Source organism: Mesorhizobium sp. M0514, assembly GCF_040321145.1.
Taxonomy (GTDB): domain Bacteria; phylum Pseudomonadota; class Alphaproteobacteria; order Rhizobiales; family Rhizobiaceae; genus Mesorhizobium.
Window position 1 is genome coordinate 1 of the sequence record NZ_JAMYQZ010000109.1, and the last position, 17768, is coordinate 17768.

The 17768-nt window shown below is 63.7% G+C and carries 15 protein-coding genes and 1 pseudogene; 8 read left to right on the plus strand and 8 right to left on the minus strand.

Annotated features, from left to right (window positions below; translation table 11 throughout):
• Positions 1 to 55 precede the first annotated feature (55 nt).
• From NKI61_RS28915 to NKI61_RS28925, 3 genes are all read left to right on the plus strand, one after another.
• Positions 56 to 1144, plus strand: a complete 1089-nt coding sequence (locus tag NKI61_RS28915) for a methionine ABC transporter ATP-binding protein (protein WP_023687042.1) — start codon at positions 56 to 58, stop codon at positions 1142 to 1144.
• Positions 1125 to 1781 carry a methionine ABC transporter permease gene (locus tag NKI61_RS28920; RefSeq protein WP_023668578.1) on the plus strand — a complete coding sequence of 219 codons (657 nt, stop codon included), beginning with the start codon at positions 1125 to 1127 and terminating at the stop codon, positions 1779 to 1781. Before NKI61_RS28915 ends, NKI61_RS28920 begins: the two co-directional genes overlap by 20 nt.
• A gap of 137 nt (positions 1782 to 1918) precedes the next feature.
• On the plus strand, positions 1919 to 3025 hold the full coding sequence (locus NKI61_RS28925; protein ID WP_352841950.1) for an isopenicillin N synthase family dioxygenase: 1107 nt from the start codon (positions 1919 to 1921) through the stop codon (positions 3023 to 3025).
• Positions 3026 to 3186: 161 nt separating this feature from the next.
• On the opposite strand, the gene fba is transcribed toward NKI61_RS28925, so the two are convergent.
• The 3 genes from fba to mtnK all read right to left on the minus strand — a co-directional run bounded on the left by fba (position 3187) and on the right by mtnK (position 6933).
• Positions 3187 to 4251 (minus strand): class II fructose-bisphosphate aldolase, encoded by a 1065-nt coding sequence (gene fba, locus NKI61_RS28930; RefSeq protein ID WP_023729260.1) that lies wholly within the window; start codon positions 4249 to 4251, stop codon positions 3187 to 3189.
• 316 nt (positions 4252 to 4567) lie between these two features.
• The gene (gene mtnA / locus NKI61_RS28935; RefSeq protein ID WP_023668575.1) at positions 4568 to 5662 is read right to left on the minus strand and encodes an S-methyl-5-thioribose-1-phosphate isomerase; all 1095 of its coding nucleotides are present in this window, start codon (positions 5660 to 5662) and stop codon (positions 4568 to 4570) included.
• Entirely contained in the window at positions 5659 to 6933 is a 1275-nt protein-coding gene (gene mtnK / locus NKI61_RS28940; RefSeq protein WP_352841951.1) for an S-methyl-5-thioribose kinase, read from the minus strand. The genes mtnA and mtnK overlap by 4 nt, the downstream gene beginning before the upstream one ends.
• A gap of 137 nt (positions 6934 to 7070) precedes the next feature.
• Between mtnK and NKI61_RS28945 the strand changes: the two genes are divergently transcribed.
• The 3 genes from NKI61_RS28945 to NKI61_RS28955 all read left to right on the plus strand — a co-directional run bounded on the left by NKI61_RS28945 (position 7071) and on the right by NKI61_RS28955 (position 10751).
• On the plus strand, positions 7071 to 8582 hold the full coding sequence (locus NKI61_RS28945) for a sugar ABC transporter ATP-binding protein (protein WP_352841952.1): 1512 nt from the start codon (positions 7071 to 7073) through the stop codon (positions 8580 to 8582).
• A 74-nt stretch (positions 8583 to 8656) separates the two neighbouring features.
• On the plus strand, positions 8657 to 9652 hold the full coding sequence (locus NKI61_RS28950; RefSeq protein ID WP_023668572.1) for an ABC transporter permease: 996 nt from the start codon (positions 8657 to 8659) through the stop codon (positions 9650 to 9652).
• A 46-nt stretch (positions 9653 to 9698) separates the two neighbouring features.
• Positions 9699 to 10751, plus strand: coding sequence for a substrate-binding domain-containing protein (locus tag NKI61_RS28955; RefSeq protein ID WP_023692173.1), 1053 nt, complete (start codon positions 9699 to 9701; stop codon positions 10749 to 10751).
• Positions 10752 to 10820: 69 nt separating this feature from the next.
• Here the strand turns inward: NKI61_RS28955 and NKI61_RS28960 are convergent, their stop codons facing one another.
• The 5 genes and pseudogenes from NKI61_RS28960 to NKI61_RS28980 all read right to left on the minus strand — a co-directional run bounded on the left by NKI61_RS28960 (position 10821) and on the right by NKI61_RS28980 (position 15127).
• On the minus strand, positions 10821 to 11009 hold the full coding sequence (locus NKI61_RS28960) for a type II toxin-antitoxin system RelE/ParE family toxin (protein ID WP_348524242.1): 189 nt from the start codon (positions 11007 to 11009) through the stop codon (positions 10821 to 10823).
• A 90-nt stretch (positions 11010 to 11099) separates the two neighbouring features.
• Complete coding sequence (locus NKI61_RS28965) at positions 11100 to 11360, minus strand: ribbon-helix-helix domain-containing protein (RefSeq protein ID WP_352841957.1); 261 nt, start codon at positions 11358 to 11360, stop codon at positions 11100 to 11102.
• A gap of 87 nt (positions 11361 to 11447) precedes the next feature.
• Positions 11448 to 11793, minus strand: a pseudogene (locus NKI61_RS28970) (D-alanine--D-alanine ligase A); the annotation flags it as partial.
• 213 nt (positions 11794 to 12006) lie between these two features.
• Entirely contained in the window at positions 12007 to 14061 is a 2055-nt protein-coding gene (locus NKI61_RS28975) for a bifunctional aldolase/short-chain dehydrogenase (RefSeq protein ID WP_352841953.1), read from the minus strand.
• A gap of 94 nt (positions 14062 to 14155) precedes the next feature.
• Entirely contained in the window at positions 14156 to 15127 is a 972-nt protein-coding gene (locus NKI61_RS28980) for a sugar-binding transcriptional regulator (RefSeq protein WP_352841954.1), read from the minus strand.
• Positions 15128 to 15317: 190 nt separating this feature from the next.
• Between NKI61_RS28980 and NKI61_RS28985 the strand changes: the two genes are divergently transcribed.
• Complete coding sequence (locus tag NKI61_RS28985; RefSeq protein WP_352841955.1) at positions 15318 to 16958, plus strand: acyl-CoA synthetase; 1641 nt, start codon at positions 15318 to 15320, stop codon at positions 16956 to 16958.
• Between the two features lie 449 nt (positions 16959 to 17407).
• Positions 17408 to 17768, plus strand: a 361-nt coding sequence (locus NKI61_RS28990; protein WP_352841956.1) for a TetR/AcrR family transcriptional regulator, incomplete at its 3' end; no start/stop codon positions are given.

A 17768-nucleotide genomic window follows, 5' to 3' on the forward strand; every position in this document is an offset into this window, starting at 1 on the left:
CCCGCTGTTGAGCGGGCCGCTGTCGCATTTGTCGAGCGTTGAAACGGACAGTGAGATGAACCAGCACGTCACGGCCGAGGCATCCGGTCCGGTCAATATATCGGCCGGGCAAGAAGATGTCGTACGCCTCGTCGACCTCAAGCGCCGCTTCGGCGCGACGCCTGCGCTCGACGGCGTCTCGCTGACGGTGCGCAAGGGCGAGATCCTCGGCATCATCGGCCGCAGCGGCGCCGGCAAGTCGACGCTGATCCGCTGCCTCAACGGGCTGGAGCGGCCGGACTCCGGCGATGTCTTCATCGAGGGCCGCGAGATCGGCCGGCTCGGCGAGCGTGAATTGCAGCCGCTGCGGCGTCGCATCGGCATGATCTTCCAGCACTTCAATCTGCTGTCGGCCAAGACCGTGGAGGACAATGTCGCGCTGCCGCTGAAGATCGAGGGCCGCCCAAAGGCCGAACGGCTGGCGCGCGCCGCCGAATTGCTCGACCTCGTCGGCCTGTCGGAGAAGGCGAAGGCCTATCCGTCCTCGCTGTCGGGCGGCCAGAAGCAGCGCGTCGGCATCGCCAGGGCGCTGGCCGCGCGGCCGGCGCTGCTGCTGTCCGACGAGGCGACCTCAGCGCTCGATCCGGAGACGACGCGCTCCATCCTGGCCTTGCTGAAAGACATCAACCGGCAGCTCGGCCTCACCATCCTGCTCATCACCCACGAGATGGAGGTGATCCGCTCGATCGCCGACCGCGTCGCGGTGATCGATGCCGGCCGCATCGTCGAACAAGGCCCGGTGTGGTCGGTCTTTGCCGAGCCGCGTTCCGAAATCACCAGGAGCCTGCTCGGCGGCATCCGCCCGCAACTGCCGGCCGAGATTGCCGGCCGGCTTGCTCCCGGAGGCGGCGCCGAGCTCATCCTCAGGGTCGACGTCGCAGGTGAGGCCGCGCGCGGTCCGCTGCTGTCCGATCTTGCGGTGGCGGTGCCGGGGCGGTTCCGCCTCGTCCATGGTGGCATCGACCATGTCCAGCAGCAGCCGGTCGGCACGCTGTTCCTTGCGGTCGCGGGCAATGATCCGAAACATCTGTCGAAAGTAATCGCATTCCTGAAGGCCCGCGACGCGCGGGTGGAGGTGCTTGGCCATGTCGCCGGTTCTGTTTGAACTTCTGCTGCGTTCGATCTGGGAGACGGTCCTGATGACGGCGGCATCGGGCCTCATCTCGCTCGTCTTCGGGCTGCCGCTCGGCCTGGCATTGATTGCCACCGAGCGCGGCGGCATTGCCGAAAGCCTGTGGGTGAACCGCGCGCTCGGCGCCGTCATCAACGGCTTCCGCTCGGTGCCTTTCATCATCCTTCTGGTGGCGCTGATCCCGGTGACGCGGCTGATCGTCGGCACCTCGATCGGCACCTGGGCGGCGATCGTGCCGTTGTCGATTGCGGCGACGCCCTACTATGCCCGCATCGCCGAAGTGTCGCTGCGCGAGGTCGATCGCGGCCTGATCGAGGCGGCGCGCGCCATGGGCGGCAACCGCTGGACGATCATCCGCGAGGTGCTGGTGCCCGAAGCATTGCCCGGCATCGTCGCCGGTTTCACGGTGACGCTGGTAACGCTGATCGGCGCCTCGGCCATGGCCGGCGCCATCGGTGCCGGCGGGCTTGGCGACCTCGCCATCCGCTACGGCTACCAGCGTTTTGAGACCAGCGTCATGGTCGCCGTGGTCATTGTGCTGATCATCCTCGTTTGCGGCATCCAGTGGGTCGGCGACCGGCTGGTCGCCAGGCTGGACCGGCGCGGATGAGCGGCCACGAACGTTATTTGCCGGCAGGCTGCCAAACGCAGCGCCGGCTTTCTCTATCGGCGCCGAGATTGGATTGCGCGTTGCTTTGATCGGACCGGCCTGCGTGCCACCGTGACAGCGAAACAAGGAGCTTGACCATGCCCAGGATCGTACCCGTGCTTGATCTCGGCCGCCTCGAGCAGGGCGCTTCGGAACGGCGAACGTTTCTCTTCGACCTGCGCACAGCCGCGCGCGATGTCGGCTTCTTCTATTTGACCGGCCACGGCATATCGGCTGCGGATACCGCAGAAGTGCTCGACGCCTCGCGCCGGTTCTTTGCCTTGCCGGAAGCCGACAAACTGGCGATCGAAATGGTGAAGTCCTCGCAGTTCCGCGGCTACACGCGCGCCGGCGGCGAACTGACCAAAGGCAAGGCCGATTGGCGCGAACAGCTCGATATCGGCGTAGAACGCCCGGCCATCGCGCAGGAACCCGGCGTGCCCGCCTGGACGCGGCTGCAGGGGCCGAACCAGTGGCCTGCGGCGTTGCCGGAGCTGAAGCCGGCGCTACTCGCATGGCAGGCCAAGGCGACGGCGGTGGCGATCCGGCTGCTTAGGGCATTCGCTTTGTCGCTCGACCAGGCCGAGGACGCCTTCGATCCGATCTACCGGGCCGAGCCCAACCATCGCATGAAGATCGTGCGTTATCCCGGCCGCGACGCCACAGGCGACGACCAGGGCGTCGGCGCGCACAAGGATGGCGGTTTCCTGACGCTTCTGCTGCAGGACGAGAACAAGGGGCTGCAGGTCGAATATGACGGCGCCTGGGTCGACGTCGATCCGCTGCCCGACACGCTGGTGGTCAACATCGGCGAACTGCTCGAACTGGCGTCGAACGGCTATCTCCGGGCGACAGTCCACCGTGTGGTGACACCGCCGGCCGGCGTCGAGCGCGTCTCGGTCCCGTTCTTCTTCAGCGCCCGGCTCGACGCCACGATTCCGCTGCTCGACCTGCCCGAGGATCTGGCGGCCGAGGCGCGCGGGCCGGCCAGCGATCCCGACAACCCGCTGTTTCGCAATGTCGGCACCAATGTGCTGAAGAGCCGCCTGCGCTCGCATCCCGACGTGGCGCGCCGGCACTACGCCGATCTCCTGGAAACCGGTGCCTCACCGGCTGAAATCTTTCAAAACGAGAACGAAATTTCCGAATCTCGCGTTGTTTTAGAAAGCCGTTCGTCGCCATCTCCCGCGAATACGCGCATATAGGAATTATCGTTCGGCGGTTTCCTCCCATTCCACCGAGCGGTGTTCCCCTCTGAAGGTTCTTGACCTTCTTTTGGCCGGGCCGCTTTCGCGCCCGGCCTTTTTTATGTCAATAGCTCTTCTTTCTTCCCCACAAGGGGAGAAGGAAGAGGCGCCAGGGGACTTCACCCAAACTTCGGATCAAGGCTGCCCGACTTGTAGCGCTTGGCCATCTCAGCTACCGGCAGCGGCTTGATCTTCTGGGCATTGCCGGCGGTGCCGAACTGCTCGAAGCGCTCCTTGCACAGTTTGCGCATAGCGGCCATGGCGGGCGTCAGATATTTGCGCGGATCGAACTCGCTCGGGTTTTCGGTCAGCACCTTGCGGATGGCGCCGGTCAGCGCCATGCGGTTGTCGGTGTCGATGTTGATCTTGCGCACGCCGTGCTTGATGCCGCGCTGGATCTCTTCCACCGGCACGCCCCAGGTCGGCTTCATCTGGCCGCCATATTTATTGATGATCTCCTGCAAATCCTCGGGCACCGAGGACGAGCCGTGCATGACCAGATGCATGTTGGGCAGGCGGCGGTGGATTTCCTCGATGACGTTCATCGCCAGCACCGCGCCGTCCGGCTTGCGCGAGAATTTGTAGGCGCCGTGGCTGGTGCCCATGGCGACAGCCAGCGCATCGACATGGGTGTCCTTGACGAATTCGACCGCCTGCACTGGGTCGGTCAAGAGCTGGTCGTGGCTGATGGCGCCTTCGACGCCGTGGCCGTCTTCCTGCTCGCCGCCGCCGCTCTCAAGCGAACCGAGCACACCGATCTCGCCTTCCACCGACACGCCGCCCCAATGCGCCATGTCGACGACGCGCCGGGTGATGCCGGAATTGTAGGCATAGTCGGCCGGCGTCTTGCCGTCCTCTTTCAGCGAGCCGTCCATCATCACCGAGGTGAAGCCGTACTGGATGGCGGTGACGCAGGTGGCTTCGTTGTTGCCATGGTCGAGATGCATGCACACCGGGATGTCGGGGTGGATTTCGACCAGCGCGTCGATCAGCTTGGCCAGCACCACATCATTGGCGTAGGCGCGGGCGCCGCGGCTTGCCTGCAGGATGACCGGCGACTTGGTCTCCTCGGCCGCCTCCATGATGGCGAGGCCCTGTTCCATATTGTTCATGTTGAAAGCGGGTACGCCGTAGCCGTACTCGGCGGCGTGATCGAGCAATTGTCTCAGTGTTATGCGAGCCACCCAATAGTCTCCCGTATCTGGTTTCAAGCGCAACGTCGCGGGCCGGCCGGTTGCCGGCCAGATGCTTCTGGCCGGATTTCGCCAGAACCGCAACCGTCAGCGGCCATCGAGGCCGCAATTCTTGTTGCAGGGCTGAAATCCGGTAGCCAGCCGGTGAGGCGCTAATCTCCCCCCTTGAGGGGGAGATGGCCGGCAGGCCAGAGGGGGGTCGGTTCGACTGGAGCGCTAGCATCATCTGTCCGTGCTGGGAGGTCGCGTCAGGACGCGCCGACCCCCTCTGTCGCCTTTGGCGACATCTCCCCTCTCAAGGGGGAGATTAACCGCGTTCGGGGAACATCGCCTTCAACCCTTCGCGCGAAGCCTTGGCCACACCGCGCTCGGTGATCAGCCCCGTCACCAGCCGTGCCGGCGTCACGTCAAATGCCGGATTTGCCGCCGGCGTCGCTTCGGGCGAAACCCGCACCTGCGCAATCTTGCCGTCCGCCGTCTTGCCCCAGACCAGCGACACCTCGTCACCGGAGCGTTCCTCGATCGGGATTTCGGTCAGGCCATCACCCACCGTCCAGTCGATGGTCGGCGAGGGCAGAGCGACGTAGAAGGGCACCTCATTATCGGAGGCGGCGAGCGCCTTGAGATAGGTGCCGATCTTGTTGCAGACGTCGCCATTGGCCGTGGTGCGGTCGGTGCCCACGATCACCATGTCGACCGCGCCACGCTGCATCAGATGGCCGCCGGCATTGTCGACGATCAGCGTGTGCGGCACGCCGTGGCCGGCCATCTCCCAGGCGGTCAGCTGGGCGCCCTGGTTGCGCGGGCGCGTCTCGTCGACATAGACATGGACCGGAATGCCGGCCTCGACGGCGAGATAGATCGGCGACGTGGCGGTGCCGTAATCGACCGTCGCCAGCCAACCGGCGTTGCAGTGGGTGAGGATGTTGACCGGCTCGCCCGGCTTCTTGCGTGCCGCGATCTCCTTGATGATGGCAAGCCCGTTCTCGCCGATGGCGCGATTGAGATCGACATCCTCGTCGGCGATTTCGGCAGCGCGCTTATAGGCCGCCTCCGCGCGCTGTCCCAATACGATCGGCCTGAGGAACCGCCGCATCTCGTCCAGCGCCCAGCGTAGATTGATCGCAGTCGGCCGCGTCTTGTGCAGCGTCTCCCAGACCGCGTCGAGCGCTTCGTCAGACGGATCGTCCGCCATCTGGATGGCGACGCCGTAGGCCGCGGTGACGCCGATCAGCGGCGCGCCACGAACCCACATGTCACGGATCGCGGTGGCGATGCCGGCAACGCTCCCGATCGTCTCGACCCGGAACTCGTGCGGCAGCCAGCGCTGATCGATGATCTCGACCGAACGCTGGTCGTCGCTCAGCCAGATGGTGCGGTAGTGGCGCTCGCCGACGTTCAAATCCTGCTCTCCCGTTCGATCAAAGCGGCCAGATTATTGACCTCGTCCATGCCGTGAATCTGGCGTCGGTTGACGGCGATGTGACGGCCGAATTTCAGCGCCTTGGCCTCGCAGGAGGCTCGCAGATCCTCGTCTTCAATGGTCTCGAAATCGGCATTGTGGGCGAGGCCGAGGATGCGCCGGTGCACCTCGATGCCGGCAAAGCCCAAGAGGTCGGTCCAGATCTGGTGCAGCACATGGTCGAGCGCCTGCTCCGAGGCGAGAATGTCGCCCTGATCCTCGAACAGGCTCTTCTGGTAAAGCATGCCGGTGCGCTCGGTGCGCCACAGAGCCGAGAACTCGGCGCGGAACACCGCCCAGGTGTCGTTGGTCACCCCGAGCAGATAGGCACGCATGGCGTCACGCTTGCCCTTGTGTTCATGGCCGCGCTGCGAGAAGTAGGACATCCAGAAATTGGCGAGCAGCATGCCGACGTCGAAGGCCATCGGACCGTAGAAGGCGAATTCCGGATCGATCATCCGCGTCTCGGTGTCGGTGACCATGATCGAGCCCGAATGCAGGTCGCCATGCAGCAGCGTCTCGGCATTGGCGGCGAAGATATGCTTCAGCCGCTGCGCCTCGACCTTGAGGTCGCGGTCGGCGCGCAGTTCGGCGACCAGGCCGTCGAGCTGCGGCGAGGTGTGCCGGTTCAGCTTGGCGTCGAAATAGGGATCGGAAAACACCAAGTCTTCGGTGATGCCGCAGAGTTCGACATTGTCGGCAAACAGCGCCAGGTCGGCCTTGCGGTCCTTGGTCGGCATGGAGAGATCAGAGCCGCGGAACAAAGTGCGGGCCATGAACAGGCCGATGTCGCGGGCGATATTTGGCAACTCGCGGCCGTCGATCAGGGCACGGCGCAGGATGATGTGCGGCGGCGCCAGATATTCCATGATGATCAGCGCCTGGGCTTCGTCGAAATGGAGGATCGCCGGCACCGCACCCGGCGCGCGCGCCTCTTGCCGCGTCAGCGCGTGATATTCGAAGAAGGAACGTTTCAAGGGCAGCGGCCAGCTGTCGCCGACGAGGCGAACATAGGGCAGGGCCTGCTTGACCACGGCCGCACCCGACACGCCCTTGACGATGAAGACGAGGTTGAGATTGCCGTCGCCGACCTCGCGCACCTTCCAGGCACCGGTATCGGGGCCGATTTTTGCGCACAGCGCATCGTTCGTGCCAAGGCGCGTTGCAAGCGTCTCCACCGACAGTGCTTCGAACGGCAATTTCGCAGTCATTCCTCACCCTCCCGCTTGCTCGCTCCAATCATAGTGGAGCGATGGCGGTGAGGCCAAGCTAGGAAGCTGACTGGCAATTGTCAATCGAGTTGACAATTGATGACGCAGCCCATAGCGTCATCGTCAGGGAGGAACGAATGGGCAATGATGCCGTGTTCCGCGTGGGCGGCCTGAGGAAATCCTTTGGCCATATCGAGGTGCTTGGCGGCGTCTCGCTCGAATTGCATGCCGGTGAGATCACCGTGCTGATGGGCGCCAACGGCGCCGGCAAGTCCACCCTCGTGAAAATCATCAGCGGCGTCTATGACCATGCCGGCGGCACCATGCACCTGGCCGGTCATGATTTCGCGCCGAACACGCCGGCAGAGGCGATCCGCGCCGGTGTCGTTACCGTGCACCAAAACATCAATGACGGCGTCGTCGCCGATCTCGATGTCGCCACCAATCTGACGCTCGACCGGTTGACCGGCAAGGGCGCGCCGCTGCTGTTCAACCCCGGCCGGGTGCGCCGCGAAGCCAAAGCGGTGGCCGACCGCATGGGGCTCGCCATCGACCTCAAGGCCCGCATCAGCGACCTGTCGCTGGCCGATCGCCAGATGGTGGCCATCGCGCGCGCCATGGCGCACCAGCCGAAAGTGCTGATCCTCGACGAGCCGACCTCGTCGCTGTCCAGCGCCGAGGCCGACCGGCTGTTTGCGCTGCTCGACCGCTTGCGCGAGCAGGGCGTCGCCATCCTCTACATCTCGCATCGCATGTCGGATATCAGGCGGCTGGCCGACCGCATCGTCTCGATGCGCGATGGCGTCATCTCAGGCGTCTTCGACAGCAAGCCTCTCGACTATGAGGGCGCCGTTAACGCCATGCTCGGCCGCAAGATCCATCTTGACCGCATCGAAGCCAGGAGTTCTGCCGAGCCGATCCTGACCGTCGATGCCTTCCGCATCGCCCCTGGTGCCCGGCCATTCTCGCTGACTCTCGGCGACGGCGAGGTCGTTGCCATTACCGGCCTCGTCGGCGTCGGCAAGACAGCGCTCGCCGAGACGCTGTTCGGCCTGCGCAAGCCGCTGTCCGGTACGATGACTTTATATGGCAAGCCCTATGCGCCTGGGTCGACGGGCGAAGCCATCGCCGCCGGCGTGTTTCTGGTCGCCAAGGACCGTGGCGAAAACGGCATCGTCGGCGGCTTCAACATCCAGGAAAACATCAGCCTGCCCTTCCACAAGCGCATGTCGCGCTTTTCAGTTCTCAAACGCGGCCTTGAACGCACTATTGCCCGCCGGCAGATCGAGGATCTCGGCATCGTCTGCCGCTCGGAGAAGGACGACATGACCACTCTGTCGGGCGGCAACCAGCAGAAGGTGATGGTGGCCCGCTGGATGGCGCAGGACGCCCGATTGTTCATTCTCGACGAACCGTTCCAGGGCGTCGATATCTCCGCCAGGCGCGACATCGCCGCCAAGCTGAGGGCCAGCGCCAATGGCCGCGCCACGCTGCTGTTCGTCACCGAACTCGACGAGGCACTGGAGACGGCCGATCGCATATTGGTGATGTCCGAGCAGACCATCGTCGGCGAACACCGCAACGCCGATGTCGATCTCGACCGTCTGCTGGCCGAAGTCGCGGGCGGGCCGTTGCACAGTGCGGCCTGAGCCACGATGATTGAAGAACTGAGGGTTGGAATGGAGTGCACGGGTTTGAGTTGGGTATTGACGGCGGGCGCTGAATGACGCTGCGCGATTACGCTATCCGCTACGGGTTCATCGTGCTTCTGTTCGGGCTGATCGCGTATTTCGCCATCGCCGCCGACGGGTTCGTCTCGCCGCAAAGTGCCGTCTTCATTTTCCAGTCGGTCGCCATCACCGGCGTGCTGGCGCTGGGCGTCACCGCCACACTGGTTGTCGGCGGCTTCGATCTCTCGATCGGCTCGGTCGCCACATCGGCCATGATGGCGGCTGCCTATGTCATGGTGGTGCTGGAGCAGAACGTTGTCGTCGCTGTCCTCATCTGCCTGCTCATCGGCGCCCTTGTCGGCCTCATCAATGGCTGGCTGATCGTCTATATGCGCGTGCCCGATCTGCTGGCGACGCTCGGCATGATGTTCCTGCTCGTCGGCCTCCAGCGCATCCCGACTGAAGGACGCTCCATCGCCACCGGTATGACAATGCCGGACGGCTCGGTCGCCAACGGCAAATTCTCCGACGCCTTCCTGGCGCTCGGCCGCCACCGCTTCGACTTCTTCATCCCGAACCTCATTCCGGTCTCGGTGGTCGTGCTGATCGTGCTCGCCGTGCTGATCTGGTTCTTCCTCGAATACACACGCTTCGGCCGCATGATGTATGCCGTGGGCAGCAATGAACGGGCCGCCGAACTCGCCGGCGCGCCTGTCAAGGCATACAAAATCTGGGCCTACGTCATTTCAGGAGTTTTTGCCTCGATCGGCGGGATTTTGCTGGCCGCACGGCTTGGACGCGGTGACATCGCGTCGGGTAATAATCTGCTGCTCGATGCGGTTGCCGCGGCGCTGATCGGCTACGCGGTGCTCGGCGCCGCCAAGCCGAACGCCTTCGGCACCGCCATCGGCGCGCTGTTCGTCGGCATCCTGCTGCAAGGCCTGACGATGATGAACGCGCCTTACTACACGCAGGATTTCGTCAAGGGCGTGGTTCTCGTCGTCGCCCTTGTCTTTACCTTCGCCCTTTCCGGCCGGGGCAGGAGATAGAATGGCTGCCGGGACAGTTTTGGGTTCAACAAACGGAGGAAAGAACGTGAACATCACAAGAAGACTTTTGGGGAAGGTCGCGCTCGGATTGGCCGGCGCAACAATGCTGATGCAGGTCCCGGCCTTTGCCGCCGACAAGCCGGCGCCGTTCGACAAGCCCGGCGTCAAGATCGCGCTGGTGCGCTATCTCTCGACCGGCGATTTCTTCCAGGCCTATCTCTCGGGCGTCGAGTCCCAGTCCAAGGCGCTCGGCATCGATCTGCGCGTGCTCGACAGCCGCCAGGACGCCGCCCTTCAATCCGACATGGTCGACCAGGCCATCGCACTCGGCGTGCAGGGCATCATCATCCAGCACGGCCTGACGGAATCGATGAAGGACGCCGCCCAGCGCGCGGTCGATGCCGGCATCAAGGTCGTCGCCTTCGACGTCAATGTCGAAAACCCCAAGATCCCGCAGATCGAACAGTCCGACAAGGACCTTGCGCGCCTGGCGCTCGAGCAGGCGGTCAAGGACAATGGCGAGAGCTGGAACGCCGGCTATGTCTATGTCGCTGGCATCGCGCCGCTCGACCGCCGCAACGAGACCTGGGTCGACGTGAAGAAGAAACATGCCGGCATCAAGGAAGTCGCGATGTTCGGCACGCTCGACAACCCGATCGCCAACTCGGTCGCCAACCAGGCGCGCTCGGTGCTGCAGGCGCATCCCGACATCAATGTGATGTTCGCGCCCTATGACGAGTTCGCCAAGGGTGTGAAGATCGCCGTCGACGAGGCGGGGCTGAACAAGAAGATCAAGATCTACTCCGCCGACATCTCTACCTCGGACATCGCGGCCATGCGCGAGACTGACAGCGCCTGGGCCGCCACCGCCGCCACCAACCCTGCCGTCGTCGGCCAGGTCTCGGTGCGCGCGCTGGCGCAGCTGCTCGCCGGTGAAGATCCCGGCCACAACGTCATCGTGCCGCCGACGCTGATCACCCAGAAGGACCTGATCGACAAGGACATCAAGAACATGGAGGACCTGTCGGCCAAGCTGCCGCAATTCGCCCATGCCGATGTCGCCATGCCGGCCTGGATGCCGAACCCGAACGCGAAGTAGGATCGGTCGTCTGATAGATGCGAAGGGCGGCATGGGCCGCTCTTTTCATTTGATCGTAAGCCTGCCGGCCTACAACCAATGGTCTGGATCGCGCATCCCGTGGACAATCGCCACAGCGATAACACCATCGGGCTGCGGCTCGTAGATGATGATATAACGGCCTTCGACGAGCACGCGGGCCGTTGCGCTTAACTCGGGCCGTGCGCAGCCCATCTTGGGGTGCTGCGCCGCCAGCTCCAGTCTTTCGAAAATGCGCATCAACAGTCTGTCTGCTGCCTTTCATTGTCGGCGGCGATGGTGTGCCAGATGTCTCGCAAATCCTGCGAAGCGCGCGGTGTGAGCCTATAGCTAGCTACGGGCGCGGCGTTCTGCCTTCAGGCTGCCAATGAACTCGGTGGGGTCGACAGCCACTGGCTTGCCGCTGCCCATCCCGTCGGCATAGGCCCGCTTCAAGTGCTGGAGTTCGAGCGTGCGCAATTCCTCGCGCTGCTCCCATAAACGCAGGGCGTCGCGGACAATCTCGCTGTTGGAAGCATAACCGCCACCTTCGATAGCGCTTTGCAGGCGAGCTATCTGCTGCGCGGTGAGGGATATGGTGAGGGTGCGCATAGGTTCGTTTTTCATACCCACATTATAATGCATCCAACAAGATCTAACAATATCTGTTAGGATCTGCCGCTGCATCATGACCGCCCGACTCGCACCAGCCACCGCGCCGTCCTCGCCATGCAGGCGTGCAGTACCGGAACACCATATTCGATGGCAGGCAGGTCGTGCGGCGCACCCTTGGCGGGATCGCCAGCATCCGCCCATGCCCGCCCGGCGCCAGGCAAAGCTGCGTCCCATCAGACGGTGTCGCCAGCGCGCCGTCCTTGAGATTGCTCAGCAGCCATTGGCCTTCGCGGGTGACGAAGACGGGAACGGCGTCGTATTTCGCCGGGTCCAGCGCGGCTATGACATTGGTTGCCGAAAGCAGCGACACCTCATGCTCGGCGGAGCGCCCGCCGAACAGCAAGCCGACACGAAGTCTCTTCGCAGCCATCGACACTCCACCAAGGATCAGGGTCGGAGCTCGCATGCGAAACACAAGGCGCGCCCTAAAGTGGTCGAGCAATAGGCCAAGGATTGGAGTGGATTTTGACCAGTTCGAGCAGTTTTTCAGCACGACCTGCAAAAGCAGTTCTCCGCCTGGAGTCCTTCAGACGGGAGAGCGGTTCGTCGTTTTGGTGAACGATGAACCGCTCCAGGTCTATGTCTAGCGCAGCGCTGCGGCGATGTTGCCACCGTCGACCGTCGTCACATCTGCGGTGGTGCGTTCGGCCAATGCTTGATGCAGGAAGGCCTGCGCCACGTCGTCTGCCGTCACTTCCTGCCCGAGCAGATTGCCGGACATGTATTCCTTCTCCGACACGCCGCGCGCGCCGGAGCGGCTGGCGATCATCGCGTCGGTCAAAAGGCCGGAGCGGATGCGATCGGCATTGACGGCATTGGAGCGGATGCCGTGCGCGCCGTAGTCGAGCGCGTATTGCCGTGACAGGAACAGCGTCGCCGCCTTCGGCACGCCATAGGCGCCGAATTTCGGACCCGGGTTGACCGCCTGCTTGGAGGTGTTGAACAACAACACACCGCCGGTGCCCTGTTCCAGCATGATGCGCACCGCGTTCTGCGCCGCCGACTGGTGGGCGAAGAAGTTGAGCTCGAAACTCTTGCGCAGCAGCGCGTCGTCGAGCTCGCCGATGCGGCCTTCCCAGGCGGCACCGGCGTTGGAGACCAGAATGTCGACGCCGCCATAGACAGCGACAGCTTTGTCGAAGGCGGCGCGCATCTCGGCCGAGTTGGTGATGTCGGCGCCGACGCCGATGGAATTGTTGCCGGCTGCCTTTGCCGCCTCGGCCGCCCTGGCCGCATCGAGATCGACGACGACGGCATGCGCGCCATTGGCGGCGAACAGTTTTGCCGTCGCAGCACCGATCGCGCCGGCGCCGCCAGTGATCAGCACCACCTGGCCGGTCAGCGGCTTCGGCTTGTTGGAGGCGAGCTTGGCCTGCTCAAGCGACCAGTACTCCAGCGGGAAGAGGTCGGCCTTCGATAGAGGATGGAAGCTGCCGACGGCCTCGGCGCCGCGCACCGCCTCGATCCACATCTCGCCGACATCAGATGCGATCTTCGCATCCTTCAGCGTGCGGCCATGGCCGAACATGCCGAGGCCCGGCACCAGCGTCAGCCGTGGCATCGGGTCGAGCATGGTGCGCTGGACGTCGTCCAGCGCATCGTTGGTTTCGAAATAGGCGCGATAGTCGTTGGCGAAGGCGTCGACATGGCTCTTGATGACGGCCTTGTAGTCGCCAATCTTGTCGGCGTCTGGCGCCGGAACCGCCATCGGTCCGGTCTTGATGCGGATCGACAGGTCGGGCGTCGACACGCCGCGTCCGGCATAGTCTGCAATGCCGGCTGAGTTGATGAAATCGACGATGGCGTCCGAAGTGCGGAAATCGCTGATCATGCGGTCGAAGCGGCCTTCGCCACGCGCCACCGCCACCGCGCCACGCAGCATCGGCGCGATCGCTGCCGGCGTTGCGAGCTTGGCCGGCAGTGCGGCTTTCGCTGGCTTCGGCTTGCCGTTCTTCGCCACATAGTCTTCGGCCACGTTCACATAGTGGATCATCCGGTCGTAAGCCTGCTTCGCAGCGTCGCCGAAAGTGAAGATGCCGTGCTTGTCGAGGATCAGGCCTTCGACGCTGGGGTCGGCGTCGTAGACATCGGCGGCCACCTTGGCGAGGTCGAAGCCGGGCTTAATATAGGGCACGTACCCCATCTTGTCGCCGAACACGGTCTTGATCAGCGGCTTGCTGTCCGCCTGGTCGACGATGGCGAGGATCGCGGTCGAATGCGTGTGGTCGACGAATTTATGCGGCAGGAAGGCGTGCAGCAGCGTCTCGACCGACGGATTGGGCGAGGCGGGGTCGATGAGGTTCGCCCGCTGCAGCGCCACCATGTCTTCGTCGGCGAGGCTGGCCAGCGCACGCGCCTTCACAAGCGGGCCCAGCTTGACCGCCGGCAGGCCTTGCGGCTCGATCACACCCATGTCCCAGCCGCTGCCCTTGACGCACAGCACATCCCATTCGTCGCCGACGAGATCGGTGGCCTTGGTCTTGCAGGAGGTGTTGCCGCCGCCATGCAGCACCAGCCGCGGCTCGCCGCCGAGCAGCCGGGTCGTGTAGACGCGCAGCGCGAGGTCGCGGGCAACGCCCTTTTTCGCATAGTCGGCAACCAGTCTTTCCGCGTCGCCGTCATTCCAAAGGTTCTTCATGTCGCTATGTCCGCTTTGCTGTCTTTGATGTTGCTGTGAACAGGAGTACCGCGACGCCTTGATGACAATGCGCCGGCTGCTGGGATTTCGTTGGTCAGGAAGCCTTTTTTGCCCCCGCACTGGCTCCGGCATGGTCGAGCAGCCGCCGCGCCATGCTGGCGCCGACGACGAGATGCGTGCAGAGCCCGCCGGCGAGCGCGGCGAGCAGCGGTTCGAACTTGCTGTCTTCCTGCACCACCATCAGCCGCTTTTCGATCTGGCGCAGTGACGACAGCGAGGCCGAGATGACGCGGCGGTTGTAGCTGCAGTCGAGCGCCTTGCCGGCGGCATCGATGATCTGGCCGGCAACGACGCCGGCGGCGCCCGCTTCGCGCAACAGCCCCATCTCGCCGGGGCTGAGCGCGCCGCATTTGACGACATGGCTGTCGCCATCGACCGTGCCGACCGAATAGAGCGCCAGATCGCAGTTTGCAATATCGGCCAGTTGTTCGCGGATCACCGGTTCGGCGCGCAGCCCATGCGCCAGCAATTCCGTCGTCAGCACCAGCGGCGCGTAGAAATTGAGGCCCTTGGCGTTGAGCCGCCGGGCGATCTCCATCGTGCACTGGTCGGGACGGTAGGAGTAGGGCGCGCCGAGATTGCCGCAGAGCTGCACAACGGTGACGTCCTGCAGGTCGGCATAGGACATGACGTCGGCGATGGTGTAGACGGTGCGGCCCCAGGCGACGCCGATCCGGTCGCCCTTCTTGACCAGTTCGAGAAAGACGCCCGCCGCCAGCACCGCAACGTCCGTCGAAGGGTCGACGACATAGGCATTCTCCGGCGCGATCCACACCGCATCAAGCTTGAGCGCGTCCTCGAGCTGGCGTGCCAATACGTCGTCGGTGAACAGCTGCGTCGAGGTCGAGATGTTGACGATGCCGGTCTCGCGCGCCTTGCGCAAATACATGGCGACCGAGGCGCGGGAGATGTTAAGCTGGCCGGCGACCTGGTCCTGGCGCAGGCCATGGGCATAATAGAGCCATGCGGCCTTGTGGATAAGCTGTTCTGCCGGTCGGATCGCCATGCCGTCTCCTCGGCTGACATTATTCACGGCTCTCGACAAAAGTCAAACTTGCGTGGGTACACGATACCTCTTTGCCCATCGAATCTGGACGATCATTGCGCCAAATGTGCCCGGTCGGGAATCGCCGATGGTGACGTGGCGGGAACCTGTGGTTAGAAGTTCTCAACAATGAAAATTCGGGGAGCACGGGATGGGCAGTCCCTACGAGCAGGATCTCGGCAAGAACGCCGCCAACCATCAGCCGCTGACGCCGCTCACTTATCTGGAGCGGGCGGCAAGCACCTATCCCGATCATGTCGCCATCATCCATGGCAGCCAGCGCATCACCTATCGCACCTTCTGGCGGCGCTCGCTGAAGCTGGCCTCGGCGCTGTCGAAGCGCGGCATCGGCAAGGGTGATACGGTGACCGTCATGCTGTCCAACACGCCCCCCATGCTGGAGGCGCATTTCGGCGTGCCGATGGCCAAAGCGGTGCTGCATTCGCTCAACACAAGGCTCGATGCCGCCGTCATCGCGTTCCAGCTCGACCATGCCGAGACCAAGGTGCTCATCGTCGACCGCGAATTCGCTGCTGTCGTCAAACAGGCACTGGCACTGGCCAAGGTGAAGCCGCTGGTCATCGACTATGACGATCCCGACTATGCCGCCGATGCACCCTATCCCAAGGGCGAGCGCATCGGCGCGATCGACTATGAGGCGTTCGTCGCCGGCGGTGACCAGGGCTACGCCTGGTCGATGCCCGACGACGAATGGGACGCCATCTCGCTCAACTACACCTCCGGCACGACAGGCAATCCGAAGGGCGTCGTCTACCACCATCGCGGAGCTGCCCTGATGGCTTACACCAACACCATCCATGCCGGCATGGCCAAGCACGCCGTCTATCTGTGGACGCTGCCGATGTTCCACTGCAATGGTTGGTGCTTCCCATGGACAATGGCCGTCCAGGCCGGCACCCATGTCTGCCTGCGCTGGGTGCGGCCGAAGCCGATCTACGATGCCATCGCCGACCACGGCGTCACACATCTTTGCGGTGCGCCGGTCGTCATGTCGGTGCTCATCAACGCCAGCGATGAGGACAAGCGCCACTTCCCGCAGACCGTTACCTTCAACACCGCTGCCGCGCCGCCGCCGGAAGCCGTGCTGTCAGGCATGGCCGATGCCGGCTTTGCCGTCACCCATCTCTACGGCCTGACCGAGACCTATGGCCCGGCGGTCGTCAACGAATGGCACACCGCCTGGGACGGTCTCGACAAGGGCGAACGCAGCGCCAGAAAGGCCAGGCAGGGCGTGCGCTATGCCGCACTCGAAGGCCTGACGGTGATGGACGCGGAGACGATGCAGAAGACGCCGGCCGACGGCGAGACCATCGGCGAGGTCATGTTCCGCGGCAACATTGTCATGAAGGGCTATCTGAAGAACAGGAAGGCGACCGACGAGGCTTTCGCCGGCGGCTGGTTCCACTCCGGCGACCTCGGCGTCATGCATCCCGACGGCTACATCCAGCTCAAGGACCGCTCCAAGGACATCATCATCTCCGGCGGCGAGAACATTTCATCGATCGAGGTCGAGGAAGCCCTCTACAAACACCCGTCCGTGGCGTCCTGCGGCGTCGTCGCCAAGGCAGACGACAAATGGGGCGAGGTGCCGGTCGCCTATGTCGAGCTGAAGCCCGGCAAGGTGGCAAGCGAGGCCGAGATCATCGAACACTGCCGCGCGCTGCTCGCCCGCTTCAAGGTGCCGAAGGCGGTGATTTTTGCCGAGATCCCGAAGACATCGACGGGGAAGATCCAGAAATTTCAGCTGCGGGAAATGACGAAGGGGGCATAGGCGGCGGCATTGGCAGTCTTGCAGCGACCTCGACAATTTGCCGCAGGCCTCCGCGACTTCGTCATCCTAGGGTGGAGCAGTCGCGAAGCGACGTCGCGGAAACCCTAGGATCCAGGCCGCGACCTTGCGGCAGTGCTCCAGCGGTCGAGAACAACCGCGGCGGACGTTGGGCGGGTATTGGATTAACTTCTTGATACCGCTGCATTCTTCGCCATGCGTCGCGGCATGGATCCTAGGGTCTGCGCCGCGTCGCTTCGCTCCTTGCTTCGCCCTGGGATGACGACCGGACAGGCGCCGTTCGCCAATCGCGAGCGCCGATCATCGCACAGCCGCTGTCACCATCCGTCACCAAATTATACGCGTACGTCGAATTCGCATTGACACTTCCCTCTTTTCGATTTACGACTGACGAAAGTTGAAATTCGTCACTCATAAATCGACAGAGAGCCATGTCCGAAGCCGCCAGCATAATGGCCGACGCCACCCGCCAGGAGAATGTCACCCGCATTCTCGACTGTGCCGAACGCCTGTTCCGGCACTATGGTTACGGCAAGACCAATGTCGCCGACATCGCCCGCGAACTCGGCATGTCGCCGGCCAACATCTACCGTTTCTTCGCCTCCAAGGTCGAAATCCACCAGGCCGTCTGCGGCCGCATGCTCCTCGCCAGCTACAACATGGCCTACGAGATTTCCCGGTTGCCGATCAGCGCCGAGGAGCGGCTGCGCCGCTACGTGCATGCGCAGTACAAGATGACACTGGAAGTCATGCTCGACGACCAGAAGGTCCACGAAATGGTCATCGTCGCGC